We start from the raw sequence: 18,079 nt of genomic DNA, 5'->3' as shown, positions 1-18,079 counted from the left end.
ACGGAGACCATCATGCTGCATAAAAACCTGATTGCCGGTGAGTGGATCGCCGGTGACGCCTCCGCCAACATCAATCCCTCGAACACCGCCGAGGTTGTGGGTGAATATGCCCGTGCCAGCGCACAGGATACGCGCAACGCAATCGCCGCCGCCAAAGCGGCATTGCCGGCCTGGTCGCGTGCGCCCCTTCTCGAACGCCATGGCATATTGAAACGGACGGGCGACGAAATTCTTGCCCGCAAAGCCGAACTTGGCGCGTTGCTCGCTCGCGAGGAGGGTAAAACGCTGGTGGAAGCGATTGGCGAAGTGACCCGCGCCGCGCAGATTTTCGATTTTTTTGCGGGTGAAGTGCTGCGCCTTTCCGGTGAGCTTTTACCTTCCGTACGGCCAGGTGTTGGTGTCGAGATTACCCGCGAACCGGTCGGTGTCGTCGGCATCATTACGCCATGGAATTTTCCGATTGCCATTCCTGCCTGGAAGATCGCTCCTGCGCTCGCCCATGGCAACACGGTGGTGCTGAAGCCCGCTGACCTCGTGCCTGGATGCGCCTGGGCGCTTGTCGATATCCTGCACCGGGCCGGGGCGCCTGCGGGCGTCGTCAATCTCGTCATGGGTCGTGGCAGCGTGGTCGGCCAGACATTGCTCGACAGTCCCGATGTCGATGCGTTGACCTTTACCGGATCGACCGGTACGGGCAAGCGCGTTGCGCTGGCATCGGTCGAGCACAATCGCAAGTTCCAGCTGGAAATGGGTGGCAAGAACCCGTTTGTCGTTCTCGATGATGCGGATATTGATGTCGCCGTCGAGGCTGCCGCCAATTCCTCCTTCTTCTCGACCGGCCAGCGCTGCACTGCATCGTCGCGGTTGATCGTTACCGAAGGCATCCATGACCGCTTCGTTGCGGCGCTGATGCGGCGCCTCGAAGGACTGGTTGTTGATGACGCCATGAAAGGCGGCACACATATCGGCCCGGTGGTCGACGCGGGCCAGTTGCAACAGGATCTCGACTATATCGAGATCGGCCGCAGGGAAGGCGCCACACTCGCTTTCGGCGGCGAGCGGATCGAGCGCGACACACATGGCTTCTACCTGCAGCCGGCGCTGTTCACCGAAGCCAATAACGAGATGCGCATTTCCCGCGAGGAGATTTTCGGTCCTGTCGCGGCTGTCATCCGGGTGAAAGATTATGATGAGGCGCTTGGGGTTGCGAATGACACCAATTTCGGTCTGTCGTCCGGGATAGCCACCACCAGCCTCAAATATGCGACGCATTTCAAGCGCAATTCGGAGGCGGGCATGGTGATGGTCAACCTGCCGACGGCCGGTGTCGATTTCCATGTGCCATTCGGCGGCCGCAAACGCTCGTCTTACGGACCGCGCGAGCAGGGTCGCTATGCTGCCGAGTTCTACACATCGGTCAAAACTGCCTACACATTTGCATGAGGTGCCTGCCATGAAAATCCTTGTCCCCGTTAAACGAGTCGTCGATTACAACGTGAAGATCCGCGTTAAATCGGATGGTTCGGGCGTTGAGCTTGCGAATGTGAAGATGTCGATGAACCCGTTCGACGAAATCTCGGTGGAAGAGGCGCTGCGTCTCAAGGAAGCCGGCAAGGCCGAAGAAGTCGTGGTCGTCTCCATCGGCCCGGCCAAGGCGGAAGAAACGCTGCGCACCGCACTCGCCATGGGTGCCGACCGTGCCATCCTGATCGAGACCGACGAGACGGTCGAGCCGCTCGCCGTCGCCAAGCTCCTGAAGGGTGTGGCCGAGGCCGAACAGCCCGGCCTCGTCATCGTCGGCAAACAGGCGATCGATGACGATTCGAACCAGACCGGCCAGATGCTGGCCGCCCTGCTCGGCTGGGGCCAGGGCACCTTTGCCTCCAAGGTCGTGCCTTCCGACGGCAAGGTTGCGGTGACGCGCGAAGTCGATGGCGGCCTGCAGACCGTGGAGCTGAAGCTTCCCGCCGTCGTCACCACCGATCTTCGTCTCAATGAGCCGCGTTACGCCTCGCTGCCGAACATCATGAAGGCCAAGAAGAAGCCGCTCGACAAGAAGTCGCCGGCCGATTTCGGCGTCGATGTTTCGCCGCGCCTGAAGGTGCTGAAGACCGAGGAGCCGGCAGGCCGCAAGGCCGGCATCAAGGTCGGCTCGGTTGCCGAGCTGGTCGAAAAGCTCAAGGCCGACGGCGTCCTCTAAGATTTCGGAAAAGGGAGATATTCTCATGGCCATTCTTCTTCTGGCAGAACACGACAACGCAACCCTTTCCGACCTGACGGGAAAGACGCTGACGGCGGCAACGCAGATTGCCAAGGGGACGGGAAGCGACGTCCACGTGCTGGTCGCCGGTTCCGGCGCCAAGGGCGCAGCTGACGCAGCCGCAAAACTCTCCGGCGTCTCGAAGGTGCTGCTCGCCGACGATACATCCTATGCCAATGCGCTGGCAGAACCGCTGGCGGCGCTGATCGTTTCGCTCAGCCCTTCCTATGATGTCATCATCGCGCCGGCCACCGCCTCGGCCAAGAATGTGACGCCGCGCGTTGCGGCGCTTCTTGACGTGGCGCAGGTCTCGGAAATCATCGAGGTTGTCGGCCCCGACACCTTCAAGCGGCCGATCTATGCCGGCAACGCCATCCAGACGGTGCAGGCGACCGATGCGAAGAAGGTCATCACCGTGCGTCCGACCGCCTTTGCGGCAGCAAGCGAAGGTGGTTCCGCCGCAGTGGAAAGCATCGGTGCGGCGGAAAACCCTGGCCTCTCCAGCTTCGTTTCCGATGCGCTGGCCTCGTCCGACCGTCCGGAACTGACATCTGCGAAGATCATCATCTCGGGTGGCCGTGCGCTTGGTTCCTCGGAAAAATTCAAGGAAGTCATCCTTCCCGTCGCCGACAAGCTCGGTGCCGCCGTTGGCGCCAGCCGTGCTGCGGTCGATGCCGGTTATGCGCCGAACGACTGGCAGGTGGGCCAGACCGGCAAGGTGGTTGCGCCGCAGCTTTACATCGCGGCGGGCATTTCCGGCGCCATCCAGCATCTGGCCGGCATGAAGGACTCGAAGGTCATCGTCGCCATCAACAAGGATGAAGAAGCGCCGATCTTCCAGGTGGCGGATTACGGTCTCGTCGCAGATCTCTTCGAGGCGCTGCCGGAACTCGAAAAAAGCTTGCCGTAACAGGCAATCAATATCCAGATGCCGCGGCTGGAGCAGGAACTCGGGGTGGATATTTTCAACCGGTCGCCACGTTCGCCGAGGCTGACCGTGTAAGGCTTTGCAATTGCCAAAGTCGCGCGGGACATTCTGGCTCTCGAAGAGCGGATTCGCCGCATCGCCAAGGGCGAGGATATAGCGGGCTTGATCACCATCGGGTTCGTGCAGACGACTCTCACCCGCATGCTGCCGCTTGTGGTCAGCCAGCTGCGGGGCACCTTTCCCGATCTTCAGATCAACATCCAGTCCGGCCTTTCCGGTGAACTTGCGGCTGCCCGACACGATTGAAGAGTTAGTGTCTCAGGGGTTCGGCGTATCGCTTGTGCCGCAGCGCTTGCTGGCGAGTCCGCTCTCCGATCATCTCAAATGCCTGCCATTCGGTGATCCTTCCCAAGCGGGCAAGTCCCGATGACAGACCCTTCCGATACAGCTGTTTGCAAGTCTGGGGCTTGAAGCCAAGCGCATTGGCAACAAGCCGCTCGCAGCGCCGACCGGATAATTTGCCAGTCAGGGCAATCTCAATGTGCAGGTGTTTTGATGTTGGGGCGGGGAGGCGGCGCTGCTTTCCGTCTTGCGTTGGTGCCTTGAGACGAACGGCACAGAGAGAAGTCGTGCCGATATCTCGCGATGTGAATCGAATTAAGCGTCGATTGCCAGAATTCGATTGACATTGTCGACATTAGAGCGACATAAAAGTTCGGTCGACATTTGGACGACAATAATAATGGCCCAAAGGTCAAAATTTTTGAGTGGAACCGCGCCGTCAGGCGCATACAAAAAAGGGAAGACAGATGATCAAGAGATTATATGCCTATGCGTTGCTTGCAGTCGCAGCTATCGCGACCGCTTCTCCCGTCAGCGCGCAGACTCAACAGGGTTATTGGCAGAAAGTGCAGTCTGCAGGTGTACTTCGTTGCGGCGCTGCTGTTTCTCCTCCGCTTGTGATGCGTGATCCGGCCTCCGGCGCGTATTCCGGCGCCTATTCCGAAATGTGCCGCGAATGGGCCGCAGTTCTCGGCGTGAAGGCTGAGTTCGTGGACACGACCTGGGACAATATCGTTGCTGGTCTTCAGGCTGGAAAATGGGATATTTCCCTCTCCCTGAACCGCACGCCGACGCGCGCGATGGCCATCAACTTCTCGATTTCGGCCATGCCTTATGAAATCTCGCTGGCCTATAACAAGAACAACCCTAAGCTTTCGGGTGGTTTCACATCTGTTGCCGATATCGACAAGGTGGGCGTTACGCTGGCCGTTATGTCCGGCACGGCACAGGACAAAGCGATTTCCGCCGCTATCAAGACCGCGACGATCCTTCGTCTTCCCGGCAATGACGAAACCCGTCTCGCCATTATCTCCAAGCGCGCTGACGTTCTCGTCGATCAGTCGGACACCAATTTGCTTTTCGTTCAGCAGAACCAGGATTGGGCGGCCCAGGTCATGCCCAAGCCGGCGCTGGCCAAGCAGGGCGTTGCATTCGGCCTGCCATATTCGATGTCCTATTCCGACATCGAGGCATTCAACATCTTCGTTCAGGAGCGGCTCGACACCGGCCATATGGATGAGCTCCTCCGCACGGCGGCGGATGAGGTTCTGAAGGCCGCCAAGTAAGGTTGTCCGGTCGGCGCTTCGGCGCCGACCGGCTCACCCGGCTTTTCGGAATTGCAAGGGTTTTGCTATGTCTACATCGTCAGAGACGCCTCTTTTGAAGGTCGATGGCCTTTATAAAAGTTATGGTCCCCATGTTAAGGTTCTTCAGGGCCTCGACATCGAAATGAAGCCCGGAGATCGGCTCGTCATCATCGGACCGAGCGGTGGCGGCAAGAGCACGCTGTTGCGCGTGATGATGGGATTGGAAAAAATCGATAACGGCTCTGTCACTTTCGGTGGCAAGCCTTACATCTCAGCCAATGGCGACAGTAATAAAACTTTTATCGATACGAAGGTTCGCCGTTCGATCGGCATGGTTTTTCAGCATTATACGCTTTTCCCGCATCTTAATGTCCTTGAAAACCTGATCCTGGCTCCCTGCAAGGTGCGCGGCGAAAGCAAGGCACAGGCTTTGGAACGGGCTGTTGCCCTTTTGACGCGATTTGGACTTGCAGCAAAAGCGAAAGCTTACCCGGCACAGCTTTCGGGCGGTCAAAAGCAGCGTGTGGCCATTGCGCGCGCCCTGATGCTCGATCCCAAACTGATGCTGTTCGATGAGGTGACATCTGCCCTCGATCCCGAATTGGTTTCAGAAGTCGAGCAAGTCATCATGCAACTTGCCGGCCAGCAGATGCCGATGATGATTGTGACGCACGACATGTGGTTCGCCAAGAATATCGCATCGCGTGTCATCTTCTGCGCTGGCGGTGTCGTGGTTGAGGATGGCCCGCCTGAACAGGTCCTCGGATCGCCCAGGGAAGAGCGGACTAAGGAATTCATCGATCGTGTATTCCATATCCGCTAGGAGAGGCCGATGAACTATACATTCGATTTCAACTCCGTCTTCCGGAATATGGGATCTTTGTGGGATGGCCTTTTTGTCACGCTTCAGCTTACGGTAGCGGCCAATCTCATCGGTCTGACACTCGGTTTCGTGGTTGCGCTGCTCATCATGAGCAGATTTGCAGTCGTTAGAATTCCGGCAATGATCTTTGTCGAATTCTTTCGTTGTACGCCCGCCATCGTTCAGATCATCTGGTTCTTTTACTGTATCCCGATGATTTTCGACGTGTTTCTGGGTTCTGTGACCATGGGCATCCTTGCTCTTGGGTGCAACTTGACGGCCTTTAATGCCGAAGCCTATCGCGCATCGATTCAGGCGGTTCCAAAAGAACAGCTCGATGCGGGCGTGGCGCTTGGTCTAAACCCATGGCAGCGGGTGCTTTACATCGTTCTGCCGACCGCAGCCCGCGCTTCCGTACCTGTCTTGCTGACAAACGGGATCGGTATATTCCAGCAAAGCGCCCTGGTTGCCATCGTTGCAGTCCAGGATCTCATGTATCAGGGCAAGACGATCGCCACAGCATCTTATCGTCCGATCGAAACCTTCACCATCGTCGCACTGATTTACTTCGCTGTTTCATTCCCGATTTCGCAGATCGTCGGTTGGCTTGAACGCCGCCGCGACGTGATGACAAGCTGAGGTGGGCCGATGCAACTCAATTTCGAAGTCGTATTGCGTTTTCAGGACGCACTTGTCACCGGCCTCTGGACGACCATCAAGCTGACGCTCATCTGCATTCTGATCGGATGCACGATCGGTTTCTTTGTCGGCATGGCGCGCACCTCGAAGAATGTCGTCCTGAGGAGCATTACCAGCCTCTATGTGGAATTTTTCCGCGGTACGCCGGTTCTGGTGCAACTGTTCTGGATTTTTTTCTGCCTGCCGTTATTCCTCGGCTTTGAGCTTTCAAACCTGGTTTCCGGCATTATCGCTCTCAGCCTCTACATGGGCGCGATCACCAGCGAAACGTTCCGGGCATCCCTGAAGACCGTTGGCCGCGAGCAGCGCGATGCGTGTATCGCGCTTGGCCTTTCCCGTTGGACCCAGATCATCAACGTGATCCTGCCACAAGCCGTGCTACGCGCCGCGCCGACACTTCTGTCGAATTGTGTCAGCCTTTTCAAGGAAAGCGCGCTCGTCTCAGCCGTGGGTATGTCGGATTTGATGTTTGTCGGCCAGAACATTTCCAATACGACAGCCCGTCCCATCGAAGTGCTCACCGTCGTTGCCATCATCTATTTCGCGATCGCTTTCCCGTTGACGCGAGCGGTGACTTATATAGAGCGGCGCGTCCTGCAGAAGCTTGCCGTTTAATTCGGCGGCGGGAAATCCGCCGTCGATTTTCAGAATTTGCGAAGGCTGGCCTTTGGTCGGAACGAGCAGGATCATCAATGAGGTCTGTCATGAAATTCGAAAGTGAACTTGAGCTGCTTCTCGTCCATTCGCAGGGCGAGATTGGCAAGGTGATCGTTGGCGGCGCACCAGAGGTTCCCGGCGCGTCCGCTCTGGAAAAAATGAATTACATCAACCATGTCGACGACAGTTTGCGGCGTTTCGTAACATTCGAACCCCGCGCAAACGTCGCCATGTCCGTCAACCTCCTGCTGGCCCCGATCAGACCGGAGGCCGACGCCGGTTTCATTGTCTTGCAGGCCGATCGGGCCCATGCCATGTCGGGCAGCAATTGCATGTGCGTTGTGACTGCGCTCGTCGAAAGCGGTCGCGTGAAAATGGTCGAACCCGAAACCGTCGTGAAGCTTGATACGCCTGCAGGGCTGATAACGGCCAGAGCGAAATGCGAGCAGGGACGTGTCGTATCGGTCAGCCTCGACAACGTCGCCTGTTTCGCCGAAGCGCTGGACAAGGAAATCGACACGCCGAAATGGGGCAGGATCCGCGTGGATATCGCATTTGGCGGTGTCTATTACGCTCTCGTCGATGTCGACCAGCTCGGCCTCGATATCGCGCCGTCGAACTCGCGTGAATTGGCGGAAGCCGGTATCGAGCTGAAGCGGATCATCTCGGAGCAGGTGTCGGTTCAGCATCCAGAACTGGATGGCGTCAATGAACTGGCCTATGTCATGTTCAGAAGCCGCGAGCCCGATGGTGCGATCAGAACCTGCACTACGTTGAAGCCGGGCCGCGTTGATCGCTCTCCCTGCGGCACCGGTAGTTCGGCCAATCTTGCAAGTCTTCATGCGCGTGGATTGGTGAAGCTGGGCGATGCGCGCACATCTCGCTCGATCATTGGGGGCGAGTTCACGGCCGAGGCCATCGCGGAAACCACGGTCGGTGGCCGCCCGGCGGTGATCCCCCGTATAACGGGCCGTGCATGGGTTTACGGTCGCGAATATCTGAGGATGGATAATCAGGATCCGTTCAGGTCCGGTTTTGCCCTGTCCGATACCTGGGGGCCCCAGGTCGACCTGCTCGGTTAAATAATCCGCACACATCCCGTCCAGAACATTTCCGGTAGAGGTGCGAAGTGGTTCCAGGTCGGGAAAATGCCTGAAAACAAAGCGCAGAGGCAGAGCACGTCAACCGTTTCCGTTTAGACAGGACGTGCTCTAAAAAGCCTGCTGGGGTCAGCGTCAGCAGGCTTTCTTGTGGAGGCTGAAAAGCCCGTCGGCTTAATCCTGGCTCTTATAGTGAACGGAAAGAGCGGCGCTGAGATTGCGGTTCAGGAAGTCCATGAACCGGCCCCTAAATTGCGCCGCATGTTGATGCGCAGCGTGCTCGGCCGCGTCGATATCCCGGTTTGTGATCGCATCAACCATGATCGTATGATCGGCAGCGATCTCCGCAACGCTGAGGCTTGGATCGAGCGACTGATATTTGAAGTGGAAGAAAAGAAGGCGGCGGCCTTCCTGCAGGATGCGACGGTATGAATCGCTGAAATAAGCGTTTCCACAGGCGCTCGCGATTGCCATATGGAATTCGAAATTTTTCTCGATCATCGGGATGCTGTCGCCGGACACCAACGTATTGGCAGCTTCGGCCTCGTAAGCTTTCTGGGCGATGACGATTTTTTTGAGTTCGGCCGGGCTTCTGTTCATCGCCGCCAGGCGTGTTACCACCCGCTGCAGAAGGTCCAGCGCGTCGAGAAATTCCGGCATCTTGTCGAATTCCATGGGCGCAACCATGGTGCTTCGATTGGGAAGGATGACGACAAGTCCTTCTCCGGAAAGGCGAACCAGTGCTTCCCGGATCGGCGATCGGGACATGCCGAAACGTTCGCTCAATCCCAGTTCATCCAGGGGCATGCCGGGAGCTACCTGCACCCGCAGAATTTCATCTCGCAACGTGTGATAAACGCGCGCGCTGCCGGTCAGTTTTGACCCGCTGGACGTGAGTACCGTGGGAGATGCAGGCATTGTAAACCCTTCAACAGTGATCTTGCGGGTGTTCACAACGCATTGCGGACCTCAAGATGTTAGAACCAAACATGTATGCATACTCTAATTTGTCATGGCTTGGCACAAAATATAGATCACCTCGGCCGCGTGTTGCGCTTGTCTCATCCCTTATCCTGAGTTTCCAAATGGCTGGGTTGCATGGCGGTCAAATCGACGGCCGAACTGACATTGCGGTTCAGGAACTGCATGAAACGTCCCTTGAATTGGGCCGCATGCTCGTGGGCGACCCGCTCAGCGCCATCGGCGTCCCGAAGCCTGATCGCCTCAATCATTTCTTCATGCCCAGCACCCAGCTTCTCGACACTGATATCCGGGTCCATACGTTGAAACTCCAGGTGGAAGTGCAGGAGCCGGCGCCCGTCGTTTAGAACACGACTGTAAAAGTTGGTGAAATAGCGGTTACGCCCTGCCCGCGCGATCGCCATGTGAAACTCGTAATTGGAATCGATCATCGGGATTGAATCGCCGGTGTCCAGGCTGATGCGCGTATAGTCCACATAGCGCTTTTGCGCAGCGGTAATGACATCCAGATCGGCCTGTGTCCTGAACATCGCGGCGGAACGTGTGGTCACTCGCTGGTACAGGTCGAGCGCATCGAGAAATTCGGGTAATTTGTCGAGGTTCAGCGGAGTAACGATCGTGCTTCTGTTGGGCAGAATGTCAACGAGCCCTTCGCTGGAAAGGCGAACCAGAGCTTCGCGGATCGGGGAGCGGGACAGGCCGAAGCGCTCGCTCAATCCCACCTCATCGAGCGCGGAGCCAGGCGCCAGATCGACCCGAAGGATATCTTGCCGCAACTGGCTATAAACCCTGGAACTGCCCGTTTCCTTGGCCTGTGCCGGACTGGTGCTGAGCGGCTTTGCCATGCCTTCCTCCCTTTCGAATACCACCGCACATTCCCAAGGTGCGGCGGCTTGTCAAGCGTCTCGCTTTCCTCCTGTCACATTGCAAAGGGAAAGCGGCTGGAAAACCATGAACTTTCCGATGTTCAGGTTAGATAACCCTTGGCGTAAGGTTCGCTGTCATCGATATAATGGGTAGAGAGACCCGTAATATAAGCGCTGCCCTCGACGCTCGGAATCACCGCTTCAAGGCCGCTGTTCAAGGTAACGTGACGTTCCACGCGTCCCTTGAAGCTGGAGCCTATCAGGCTCTCATGGACAAAGACGTCGCCAATCTTCTGGTCGCCACGGGATGCGCGCAAGGCGACGCGCGCCGATGTTCCCGTGCCGCAGGGTGATCGGTCGATGATCTTGGGTGTCGCGATGACCACAGCCCGCGCCTCGCCGCCATTTTGAGCTGCGCCGCACCACATCGTATGATGGGCGCCGCGGATCTGCGGGTTGTCCGGATGGACGACATCGATAACCTCCGGGAGCAATTTGACGAGAACCTGCGCAAGCCGGCGAAGCTCTTCAGGGGCATAATCGGCGCAATCGCGGAAATTCGGTTGGCTTTCGATGATCGGATAGAAATTGCCGCCATAGGCAATGTCGAAGACGATCGGACCCAGATCGGGATGGTTGAGTTCGACGCCCTTTGCCAGGACGAAGGAAGGAACGTTGCTGAACCGCACGCCGGCGACCTTGTCGCCCTGCTTTTCATAATGCGCTTCGACCACGCCGGCGGGCGTATCCAGCCGAACGATACCGGCCGTTGCCGGGGTGACAATGCCCTGTTCGATAACGAATGTTACCAGGCCGATTGTGGCGTGGCCGCACATTGGAATGCATCCAGACGTTTCCAGATAAAGAACGCCGGTATCGCAATCGGCTCTGGTCGAAGGAACGAGCATCGCGCCTGACATCATCTCATGGCCGCGCGGCTCGCACATCAACCCGGTTCGTATCCAGTCGTGGCGGGCGATGAAGTCGACGCGGCGATCGCTCTGGGTTTCTCCGACGAGGTCTGGCTGACCTGAAATGACAAGGCGGACCGGCATGCCGGCGGTGTGGCCTTCGATACAGTCGAATGTGTAGCGGGTCATGATGTTTACTCGGCTTTCGCAGGGATTGATCGCGGTGGCATTGTTGCCGACACTGGGCACATCCAGATTGTACGCATAATGTCGGTCATATGTCGACATATTAAATGTCAAACGGTAGAATGTTTTTGGCTCGCCGCAAAACGGTAGCCGAAATTGACTTGACTTCAGATTTATGTCGACATTAGATCGACTAATATGGCTTGCCGATTGACACGTGACGGGAGAATGCAATGAATGAAAAGTCCAACGGCGATCAGACGCCACTTGTTATTGTGACGGGCGGTGCCAGCGGTATTGGCGAAGCAACGTTACGAAAGTTCGTCTCGGCCGGCTGGCGAACGGTGAGCGCTGACGTCAATACCGAGCGCGGCAATGCGATTGCCGAGGAGCTCTCCGCTCTGGGCGCAAAGCATGAATTCGTCCGTCTTGATGTCTCGGATGAGAATGCCGTGAATCAATTTGCAAGCGATGTTTATGCCAAGCACGGCCCCGTCGCTGCGGTTGTGAATTCCGGCGGCGTGCTTCAGAACGCGATCCGCATTACCGATATGCCGATTGCCGACTTCGACCGGATCATCGATATCAATCTGCGTGGCAGCGTTTTGATGGGCAAGGCATTCGGCCGCCGTATGTCGGAGACGGGTGGGGGCTCGATCGTCAATCTCTGCTCGCTCACCAGCTTCCAGGCAACGCCGCAACCGGCCTATGGCATGAGCAAGGCAGCGGTGAAGATGTTGACCGAGCAGATGGCCGCTGAATTCGGCCCCAGGGGTGTCCGTGTCAATGCGGTCGCACCTGGCTACACATTGACGCCGGCAATGAAACAGCGCATCGACAGCGGCCAGCGCGATCCTGCTACCATTATCGCGAAGTCCGCTCTTCGGAAATTTGTGGAGCCGAAGGACGTCGGGGAAGCGATCTTCTTCCTGTGCTCATCGGCGGCATCGGCAATCACCGGGGCCACCTTGCCGGTGGATGCCGGTTGGCTGGTTTATTCCGTTTACAGCGCCGCCGCCGCGCAGCCCGAGTGATCCCCTTAATTCATTGAAAGCTTGCAGGAGCATCAGAAAATGCCCGTCATTCGTGTCGAAATGCTGTCCGGTCGTACCTGGGAGCAGAAAAAGGAACTTGCGGAAGTTTTTACCCGCGAAATGTCCCGCATCTCCAAATGCGGACCAGAAGCGGTTCAGATCGTCTTCGTCGATGTCGAAAAGCAGGATTGGTCGGTTGGCGGCGTCCTGAGCGACGAGAAGAAGCATCCCTGACTGGCATAGGGGCTGGCCGTTTCCTTCGTCATTTCCGCAAATAGGCGATGACGATACCGACGGCCTGCTCCCGCTGCTTGGCGACTTCGTCCGCCTTTTCGAGTTGTTCATCGAGAACGATCGACAGCGTGTGGATGTTTGAAAAGTAGAAATATCCGAGCGCCGAGATTGAAACATAAAGATGCTTCAGATCGATATTTTCGCGGAAAACGCCGAGTTTCTGGCCTTTCCCGATGATGTAGTCGAGCTTTTCGAGAAGCGGCGTATAGAGCGACTTGATGTCCAGCGCCTGTTTGAGAAACCGGGCGTTCTGAACATTTTCATGCGTCATCATTCTGACGATGTGCGGATTGTTGGCAAATGTGTCGAAGGTCGACTCGACGAGCTTCCTGATCGATTCCACAGGGTCTGGATCGTTATGGTCGATCTCGTGCTGGGAAGCGCGTAACTGTCTATAAATGTCGGAAAGGCTTGATATATATAACTCTTCCTTGCTGTTGAAATATTTGTAAATCAAGCTCTTGTTGGTTTGGGATTGCTCGGCGATCGCGTCGATACGGGCACCGTCGAAGCCACGTTCGGTAAATTCCGCCACGGCGGCGTCGATGATCCACTGTCTGGTTCGCTGCGGATCGCGAATTCTTTTCTTCTTGGTCACCGCGACTGTCTCATTCACGATCGGTGCCTCCTCCCGACGGGGTTGATCTCAGTTGTCCGTCTCGGCTCCCTAGCAGCTAAAGCCCGGTTTCGCCATGCGTTTTGCCGCATGGCCAAGCGGCATGGCAATGAATGGACATGTCGAATTCCGCAGGAAAAACAACATCAGTCAACCTAAGTTGCTGATACAAATCACAAATTTCGCATCTTGCCGCAATTTAAGGCGATTGACTCCAGTTTGGAAATCCAGTACGACTGTCGTTATTAAACTAAATAGTTCTATAAAGAACAAGAGGGGTCTTCGACATGGTTAGCAGGAACATCACATTTTCGACGACAAGACGGGCATTCGTTGCCGGAAGCATGGCAGCGCTTGCTGCACCGGCGCTCGGCCGCGCACAGGGACTGGAGACGGTTTCTGCGCGGATGGATTTTGCGCCATGGGGCGTTCAGGCGGCAATTCATCTTGCGCATGTCAAGGGCTGGTTCAAGGATGTCGGCCTGAATGTCGATATCCAGGATGGCCGCGGCTCCGCCAATACGCTGCAATTGGTAAATGCCGGCCAGGTGGATGTCGGGCAGGTTCAGCTTGGTCTGGTCCCGCAGGCGAGGGTCAAGGGCGCGCAGGTTCGTGCTTTCGCCGGTTTTGGCCGCGCGACCGATCTTTGCGCTGCAGTCGACCGGGATTCGTCAATCAAGACGGTCGCTGATTTCAGGGGCAAGAGCATCGTCTGCTTCGCAGCCAGCCCCTGGGCGCCCTTCATCGATTACTGGCTCGCGCAAGGTGGTCTGGATCGCACGACGGTCGAGCTGCTTCTGGTCGATCCCGCAGCCCTGTGGAGTACCTATACCACCAAGCGGGCCGATGCGATCCTGTCGACCGGGCCATCGATCCTTCCGCCAGCCGAAGCCGTACGTCCTTCCAAGGGGATTGCGGCAAGCGATGCCGGGGTGAATTTCCCGAGCTACGGCCTGGTCGCCAATGAGCAGGTCATTGCCAAACGGGACCATGTTCTAAAGGGTCTGGTTGCTTCCCAGCAGAAGGCCTGGGCCTATCTTCGTGACGGACATGCGGAGGAAGGTGCGGAAGCCATGATCCAGCAGCGCCCGAATGCGAAGCTGGACAAGGCAATTCTCGTCAATCAGATCAAGCTGACGATTGAAACATTCGACACGCCGGCGACGGCCGGCAAGCCGATCGGCTGGCAGGCTGACGCGGACTGGAATGCCGCGCTCGACACCATGCGCAAATCCAAGGCGCTGACGACCGAGCTTGCCTTGACCGACATCTTCACAAACGATTTCGTTGCTTGAGGTTGACGGTATGAGCGTGCCGCAAGACAGCTACATACAGGTTTCCGGCGTAGAGAAGCGATATGGCGGGCCGGAAACCGCATTGACCCTGCAGGGTATCGACCTGAACATACGTAAAGGCGAGTTCGTGAGCATTCTCGGTCCGAGCGGCTGCGGAAAGAGCACACTCTTGAAATGCGTGGCCGGGCTTGAGAATGTCACTTCGGGCCGGATCAGTGCCCGGGGTGAGGCCATCAAAGGGCCCCCGGCGGGCCTTGGAATGGTGTTCCAGCGCGACATGCTGCTGGACTGGCGCACGATCGTGGAAAACGTGCTGTTCAACGTCGAGCTTCAGCAGAAGGTCACGCCTGAGATCCGCGAACGTGCGAAAGCGCAATTGGCGAGGTTTGGTCTGGCGGGATATGAGGACAAGCGCCCCTGGGAGCTTTCCGGTGGCATGCGGCAGCGTGCTTCCATTTGTCGGGCGCTGCTGACCGATCCGGATATTTTGCTGATGGACGAGCCCTTCGGTGCTCTCGATGCGATGACGCGCGACGACCTCAATGTCGAGGTCGCGCGCATCTGGCTCGAAACCCGCAAGACGATCGTCTTCATCACTCACAGTATCAGCGAGGCCGTTTTCCTGTCCGACAAGGTCGTCATTCTCGACCGTCATCCGGGCAGGATCATCGAAGTTCTCGATATCGACCTGCCGCGCCCGCGCCCTTTGTCCTTGCGTGAGACGCCCGACTTCGGGCGCTACAGCAACCACATTCGACAGGTCTTCACCAAGCTGGGAATCGTCAAAGATGCATAAAAAAGCTTCCCGCCTTTCACGCTTTCTCCCAGGTGTTCTGACATTGGTGGCGGCTGTCGCGCTCTGGGAGGTCGCGGTTCGGGCCTTCGCCATATCGCCCATCCTTTTACCCGCGCCTTCGGCCGTATGGCAGGAGTTTCTGAGGGCGCCCTCTTATTTCCTCTATAATGCCGGCATCACGCTTGGCGTGACGCTGATCGGCTTCCTGTTGTCGGTTCTGTTCGGTGTTTTGCTCGCAATCGTGATCGTCTCGTCGAAATCGCTGGAACGGCCGATCTTTTCGCTGCTCGTCGCACTCAATTCCATCCCCAAGGTGGCGCTTGCACCCCTCTTTGTCGTCTGGATGGGCATCGGACCCGAGCCCAAAATCGCAATCGCTGTGATGCTGGCGATCTTCGCCATCGTCATCGATACGGTTCTCGGCCTGCGCTCGGTCGATCCCGACATGATCAATCTTGCCCGCGTCGGTCGGGCAAGCGCTTGGCAGATCCTCGTGAAAGTGCGGTTGCCCTGCGCCCTGCCGAGTATCTTCGCCGGGCTCAAGGTCGCCATTTCATTGGCGTTGATCGGCACGATTATCGGTGAATTCGTCGGCTCCTCCTCTGGTCTCGGCTTTGCGATCCTGACTGCCCAGGGCCAATTCGACACGCCGAGCCTTTTCGTCAGTCTGGTGCTGCTGATCGCGATGGGCTCGCTTCTCTTCAGTCTCATGGAAACAATCGAACGGCTTTCCATTCCCTGGCACGCCTCGGTTCGATCCCACTAACGCATACGCATTCACTGCTGCTTTCATTCGACGGCCGGAAAATCCGGGCGAACGGGGAAGGCATGCCCTGATTTCCCAAGGCGCGCTTCGGCGCAGGAGGTAAAAATGAATACTGCACGCATCGGCGTGGATATTGGCGGGACATTTACGGACCTCGTCCTGTTCGGTGATGGAGGCGAGACCTTCTTCACGAAGGTTCCCTCGACCCCCGCCAAGCCTGAGCAGGCGGTTCTGACCGGTATCAGGCAGATCGCCGAGACGGCCGGGCTTGACGTCGGCAAGGTTGTGGAAGTCGTCCACGGAACGACAGTCGGCTCCAACACGCTGCTTCAGAAAGTCGGCGCCAAGAGCGGCCTTATCACCACAAAGGGTTTCCGCGACGTTCTCGAAATCGGCCGCGTCCGCACGCCGACCATGTTCGATCTGAGCTGGGAAAAGGCGGTTCCGCTGATTTCGCGTCGCTATCGCCTTGAAGTGGATGAGCGCTCCACATCCGATGGTCGTGTGCTCAAGCCGCTGAACGAACAGGAAGTCATCGAAATCGGTCGCTTCTTCGAAAGCGAAGGCGTCGAATCCGTCGCGATCTGCTTCATCAACTCCTACAAGAACCCGGAGAACGAGGCGCGTGCGCTCGATGTCATGCGCAGGCACTTCCCGAACATGTGGGTCACCGCTTCCGTTTCGGTTCTGCCGGAAATCCGCGAATACGAGCGCACCTCGACCACGGCCGTCAACGCCTACGTCCTTCCGTCGCTGCGCGCCTATTTCGAGCGTCTCGAAAACGGTCTTCGCGAGATCGGTGTCTCGGCACCGCTCCTCATCAGCAACTCGAATGGTGGTTTGTCGAGCGCCAGGATGGCGCAGGAAAAGCCGGTCTTTTTCATTTCGTCGGGCCGTTCGGCAGGCGTCGTCGGTGCCGGCCGTCTCGGCGAAGCAATGGGCGAAAAAGACCTTGTGGTCTTCGACATGGGCGGCACCACAGCTTCCGCGTCGCTGATCCACAATGGCGAACTGTCGCGCGCCAATGAATATGAATTTCGTGCCGGCATTTCGACGCCGAGCCGGTTCATCAAGGCCGGTGGTTATCTGATGCGTGTTCCGACCGTCGACGTTGCCGAAGTCGGCAGCGGCGCTGGCTCCATCGCGCGCATCGACGATGGCGGCCTGCTGCATGTCGGCCCCCTCTCGGCCGGCGCCGATCCGGGGCCGGTCTGCTATGGCATCGGCGGTCAGTCACCGACTGTCACGGACGCCAACGTCGTTCTCGGTTTCCTGCCGTCTGCGCTTGCCGGCGGCAGCATGAAGCTCGACGTCGAAGGCGCGCGTGCCGCGATCAGGGGCGACCTTGCCGATCCGCTCGGCCTGTCGATCGAAGACGCCGCTTTCGGTATCCGCGAAGTCGTCAATATCAACATGGCCCGCACCATCAAGGCGGTGACCGTCGAGCGCGGCGTCGATCCGCGTGATTTCGCAATCCTCGCCTTCGGCGGCTCCGGCCCGGTGCATGCTTGCGACCTCGCCCGCACGCTCAACATTTCCCGCGTCATCTTCCCGAAGTCGCCGGGCGTCTTCACGGCGACGGGCATGCTGGCCGCCAAGGTCGAGCGCTACTTTCTGCGCAGCCTCAACGGCATGCTCGACCAGCTTCCGGTCGATCAGGTCAATGCGCTGCTGAAGGAAATGCGCGCGGAGGCGATCGCATCGCTGGCCGAGGAAGGTTACTCGGAAGCTCAAGTCGAATGCGGTTTCGAAGCCGATCTGCGCTTCAAGGGGCAGGATTTCGAGCTGCCGATCGCCTTGCCGGAAACCGTTACCGAAGCCGACCGGGCGAGCCTGCGCACCGCCTTCCGTGAGGTCTACAAGGGTATTTACGGCTATGCGTCGGATGATGGCGTCGAGATCGTCAACATCCGCCTCAATGCCAGCGGCAATAGCGGCAACCGTCTCAGCTTCGTTCCGAACCCGCCGGAAAAGAGCGCGAACGGCCCGGACTCTCGCAAGATCTATTTTTCGCGCACCGACGGCTGGATCGATACCCCGATCTACCAGCGCGAGACCTTCCAGGGTGGCGTGACCGGACCGCTCATCATCCAGAGCCCGGACACCACCATCGTCATCCCGCCGCGCGCAACCGCCGACCTCGATACCTTCGGTAACGTCGTCGCCACTCTCGCTTGAG

Annotated in this window: 19 protein-coding genes; 15 read left to right on the top strand and 4 right to left on the bottom strand. The window is 57.9% G+C overall.

Features of this window, described 5'->3' with window-relative positions; translation table 11 throughout:
• Positions 1–9: 9 nt before the first annotated feature.
• The 9 genes from ACIQUH_RS14700 (at position 10) to ACIQUH_RS14660 (ending at position 8,137) form a co-directional block, all read left to right on the top strand.
• A complete protein-coding gene (locus ACIQUH_RS14700; protein WP_400816581.1) occupies positions 10–1,443 on the top strand; it encodes an aldehyde dehydrogenase family protein in 1,434 nt (477 codons plus the stop codon).
• A gap of 10 nt (positions 1,444–1,453) precedes the next feature.
• Positions 1,454–2,200 (top strand): electron transfer flavoprotein subunit beta/FixA family protein, encoded by a 747-nt coding sequence (locus tag ACIQUH_RS14695; RefSeq protein WP_020012152.1) that lies wholly within the window; start codon positions 1,454–1,456, stop codon positions 2,198–2,200.
• A 25-nt stretch (positions 2,201–2,225) separates the two neighbouring features.
• The gene (locus tag ACIQUH_RS14690; protein ID WP_400816285.1) at positions 2,226–3,170 is read left to right on the top strand and encodes an electron transfer flavoprotein subunit alpha/FixB family protein; all 945 of its coding nucleotides are present in this window, start codon (positions 2,226–2,228) and stop codon (positions 3,168–3,170) included.
• Positions 3,171–3,350: 180 nt separating this feature from the next.
• On the top strand, positions 3,351–3,494 hold the full coding sequence (locus ACIQUH_RS14685; RefSeq protein WP_400816283.1) for a hypothetical protein: 144 nt from the start codon (positions 3,351–3,353) through the stop codon (positions 3,492–3,494).
• 503 nt (positions 3,495–3,997) lie between these two features.
• Positions 3,998–4,816, top strand: coding sequence for a substrate-binding periplasmic protein (locus tag ACIQUH_RS14680; protein WP_400816281.1), 819 nt, complete (start codon positions 3,998–4,000; stop codon positions 4,814–4,816).
• Between the two features lie 67 nt (positions 4,817–4,883).
• Positions 4,884–5,660, top strand: a complete 777-nt coding sequence (locus tag ACIQUH_RS14675; protein WP_400816279.1) for an amino acid ABC transporter ATP-binding protein — start codon at positions 4,884–4,886, stop codon at positions 5,658–5,660.
• A 9-nt stretch (positions 5,661–5,669) separates the two neighbouring features.
• A complete protein-coding gene (locus tag ACIQUH_RS14670; protein WP_400816277.1) occupies positions 5,670–6,338 on the top strand; it encodes an amino acid ABC transporter permease in 669 nt (222 codons plus the stop codon).
• Between the two features lie 9 nt (positions 6,339–6,347).
• Complete coding sequence (locus tag ACIQUH_RS14665; RefSeq protein ID WP_400816275.1) at positions 6,348–7,013, top strand: amino acid ABC transporter permease; 666 nt, start codon at positions 6,348–6,350, stop codon at positions 7,011–7,013.
• Positions 7,014–7,102: 89 nt separating this feature from the next.
• Complete coding sequence (locus ACIQUH_RS14660; protein ID WP_400816273.1) at positions 7,103–8,137, top strand: proline racemase family protein; 1,035 nt, start codon at positions 7,103–7,105, stop codon at positions 8,135–8,137.
• A gap of 192 nt (positions 8,138–8,329) precedes the next feature.
• Here the strand turns inward: ACIQUH_RS14660 and ACIQUH_RS14655 are convergent, their stop codons facing one another.
• The 3 genes from ACIQUH_RS14655 to ACIQUH_RS14645 all read right to left on the bottom strand — a co-directional run bounded on the left by ACIQUH_RS14655 (position 8,330) and on the right by ACIQUH_RS14645 (position 11,102).
• Positions 8,330–9,109 (bottom strand): GntR family transcriptional regulator, encoded by a 780-nt coding sequence (locus ACIQUH_RS14655; protein WP_400816271.1) that lies wholly within the window; start codon positions 9,107–9,109, stop codon positions 8,330–8,332.
• A gap of 107 nt (positions 9,110–9,216) precedes the next feature.
• On the bottom strand, positions 9,217–9,981 hold the full coding sequence (locus ACIQUH_RS14650) for a GntR family transcriptional regulator (RefSeq protein ID WP_400816269.1): 765 nt from the start codon (positions 9,979–9,981) through the stop codon (positions 9,217–9,219).
• 122 nt (positions 9,982–10,103) lie between these two features.
• Positions 10,104–11,102, bottom strand: a complete 999-nt coding sequence (locus tag ACIQUH_RS14645) for a 4-hydroxyproline epimerase (RefSeq protein ID WP_400816267.1) — start codon at positions 11,100–11,102, stop codon at positions 10,104–10,106.
• 230 nt (positions 11,103–11,332) lie between these two features.
• Between ACIQUH_RS14645 and ACIQUH_RS14640 the strand changes: the two genes are divergently transcribed.
• Positions 11,333–12,133: an SDR family NAD(P)-dependent oxidoreductase gene (locus ACIQUH_RS14640; RefSeq protein ID WP_400816265.1), complete on the top strand. Its 801-nt coding sequence runs from the start codon at positions 11,333–11,335 to the stop codon at positions 12,131–12,133.
• Positions 12,134–12,154: 21 nt separating this feature from the next.
• On the top strand, positions 12,155–12,367 hold the full coding sequence (locus ACIQUH_RS14635; RefSeq protein WP_400816263.1) for a tautomerase family protein: 213 nt from the start codon (positions 12,155–12,157) through the stop codon (positions 12,365–12,367).
• A 28-nt stretch (positions 12,368–12,395) separates the two neighbouring features.
• Here ACIQUH_RS14635 and ACIQUH_RS14630 read toward each other — a convergent pair whose 3' ends face one another.
• Positions 12,396–13,043 carry a TetR/AcrR family transcriptional regulator gene (locus ACIQUH_RS14630; RefSeq protein ID WP_400816261.1) on the bottom strand — a complete coding sequence of 216 codons (648 nt, stop codon included), beginning with the start codon at positions 13,041–13,043 and terminating at the stop codon, positions 12,396–12,398.
• 287 nt (positions 13,044–13,330) lie between these two features.
• Here ACIQUH_RS14630 and ACIQUH_RS14625 point away from each other — a divergent pair, with 287 nt between their 5' ends.
• From ACIQUH_RS14625 to ACIQUH_RS14610, 4 genes are all read left to right on the top strand, one after another.
• Complete coding sequence (locus ACIQUH_RS14625; RefSeq protein WP_400816259.1) at positions 13,331–14,338, top strand: ABC transporter substrate-binding protein; 1,008 nt, start codon at positions 13,331–13,333, stop codon at positions 14,336–14,338.
• A 10-nt stretch (positions 14,339–14,348) separates the two neighbouring features.
• Positions 14,349–15,134, top strand: a complete 786-nt coding sequence (locus ACIQUH_RS14620) for an ABC transporter ATP-binding protein (protein ID WP_400816257.1) — start codon at positions 14,349–14,351, stop codon at positions 15,132–15,134.
• Positions 15,127–15,900, top strand: a complete 774-nt coding sequence (locus ACIQUH_RS14615; protein ID WP_400816255.1) for an ABC transporter permease — start codon at positions 15,127–15,129, stop codon at positions 15,898–15,900. The genes ACIQUH_RS14620 and ACIQUH_RS14615 overlap by 8 nt, the downstream gene beginning before the upstream one ends.
• 105 nt (positions 15,901–16,005) lie before the next feature.
• The gene (locus ACIQUH_RS14610) at positions 16,006–18,078 is read left to right on the top strand and encodes a hydantoinase/oxoprolinase family protein (protein WP_400816253.1); all 2,073 of its coding nucleotides are present in this window, start codon (positions 16,006–16,008) and stop codon (positions 18,076–18,078) included.
• Position 18,079: the final 1 nt, after the last annotated feature.

Source organism: Agrobacterium sp. NPDC090283 (assembly GCF_044769685.1).
Classification (GTDB): Bacteria; Pseudomonadota; Alphaproteobacteria; order Rhizobiales; family Rhizobiaceae; genus Agrobacterium.
Note: the sequence above shows the minus strand (reverse complement) of the source record. Positions and strands in the feature narration are given on the sequence as shown.

What these genes read in the sequence shown, in the direction of transcription:
- ACIQUH_RS14695 (WP_020012152.1), top strand. Translation starts at nt 1,454, where the DNA reads ATGAAAATCCTTGTCCCCGTTAAACGAGTCGTCGATTACAACGTGAAG.
- ACIQUH_RS14660 (WP_400816273.1), top strand. Translation starts at nt 7,103, where the DNA reads ATGAAATTCGAAAGTGAACTTGAGCTGCTTCTCGTCCATTCGCAGGGC.
- ACIQUH_RS14650 (WP_400816269.1), bottom strand. Translation starts at nt 9,981, where the DNA reads ATGGCAAAGCCGCTCAGCACCAGTCCGGCACAGGCCAAGGAAACGGGC.
- ACIQUH_RS14610 (WP_400816253.1), top strand. Translation starts at nt 16,006, where the DNA reads ATGAATACTGCACGCATCGGCGTGGATATTGGCGGGACATTTACGGAC.
- ACIQUH_RS14645 (WP_400816267.1), bottom strand. Translation starts at nt 11,102, where the DNA reads ATGACCCGCTACACATTCGACTGTATCGAAGGCCACACCGCCGGCATG.
- ACIQUH_RS14625 (WP_400816259.1), top strand. Translation starts at nt 13,331, where the DNA reads ATGGTTAGCAGGAACATCACATTTTCGACGACAAGACGGGCATTCGTT.
- ACIQUH_RS14670 (WP_400816277.1), top strand. Translation starts at nt 5,670, where the DNA reads ATGAACTATACATTCGATTTCAACTCCGTCTTCCGGAATATGGGATCT.
- ACIQUH_RS14690 (WP_400816285.1), top strand. Translation starts at nt 2,226, where the DNA reads ATGGCCATTCTTCTTCTGGCAGAACACGACAACGCAACCCTTTCCGAC.
- ACIQUH_RS14620 (WP_400816257.1), top strand. Translation starts at nt 14,349, where the DNA reads ATGAGCGTGCCGCAAGACAGCTACATACAGGTTTCCGGCGTAGAGAAG.
- ACIQUH_RS14680 (WP_400816281.1), top strand. Translation starts at nt 3,998, where the DNA reads ATGATCAAGAGATTATATGCCTATGCGTTGCTTGCAGTCGCAGCTATC.
- ACIQUH_RS14675 (WP_400816279.1), top strand. Translation starts at nt 4,884, where the DNA reads ATGTCTACATCGTCAGAGACGCCTCTTTTGAAGGTCGATGGCCTTTAT.
- ACIQUH_RS14640 (WP_400816265.1), top strand. Translation starts at nt 11,333, where the DNA reads ATGAATGAAAAGTCCAACGGCGATCAGACGCCACTTGTTATTGTGACG.
- ACIQUH_RS14665 (WP_400816275.1), top strand. Translation starts at nt 6,348, where the DNA reads ATGCAACTCAATTTCGAAGTCGTATTGCGTTTTCAGGACGCACTTGTC.
- ACIQUH_RS14615 (WP_400816255.1), top strand. Translation starts at nt 15,127, where the DNA reads ATGCATAAAAAAGCTTCCCGCCTTTCACGCTTTCTCCCAGGTGTTCTG.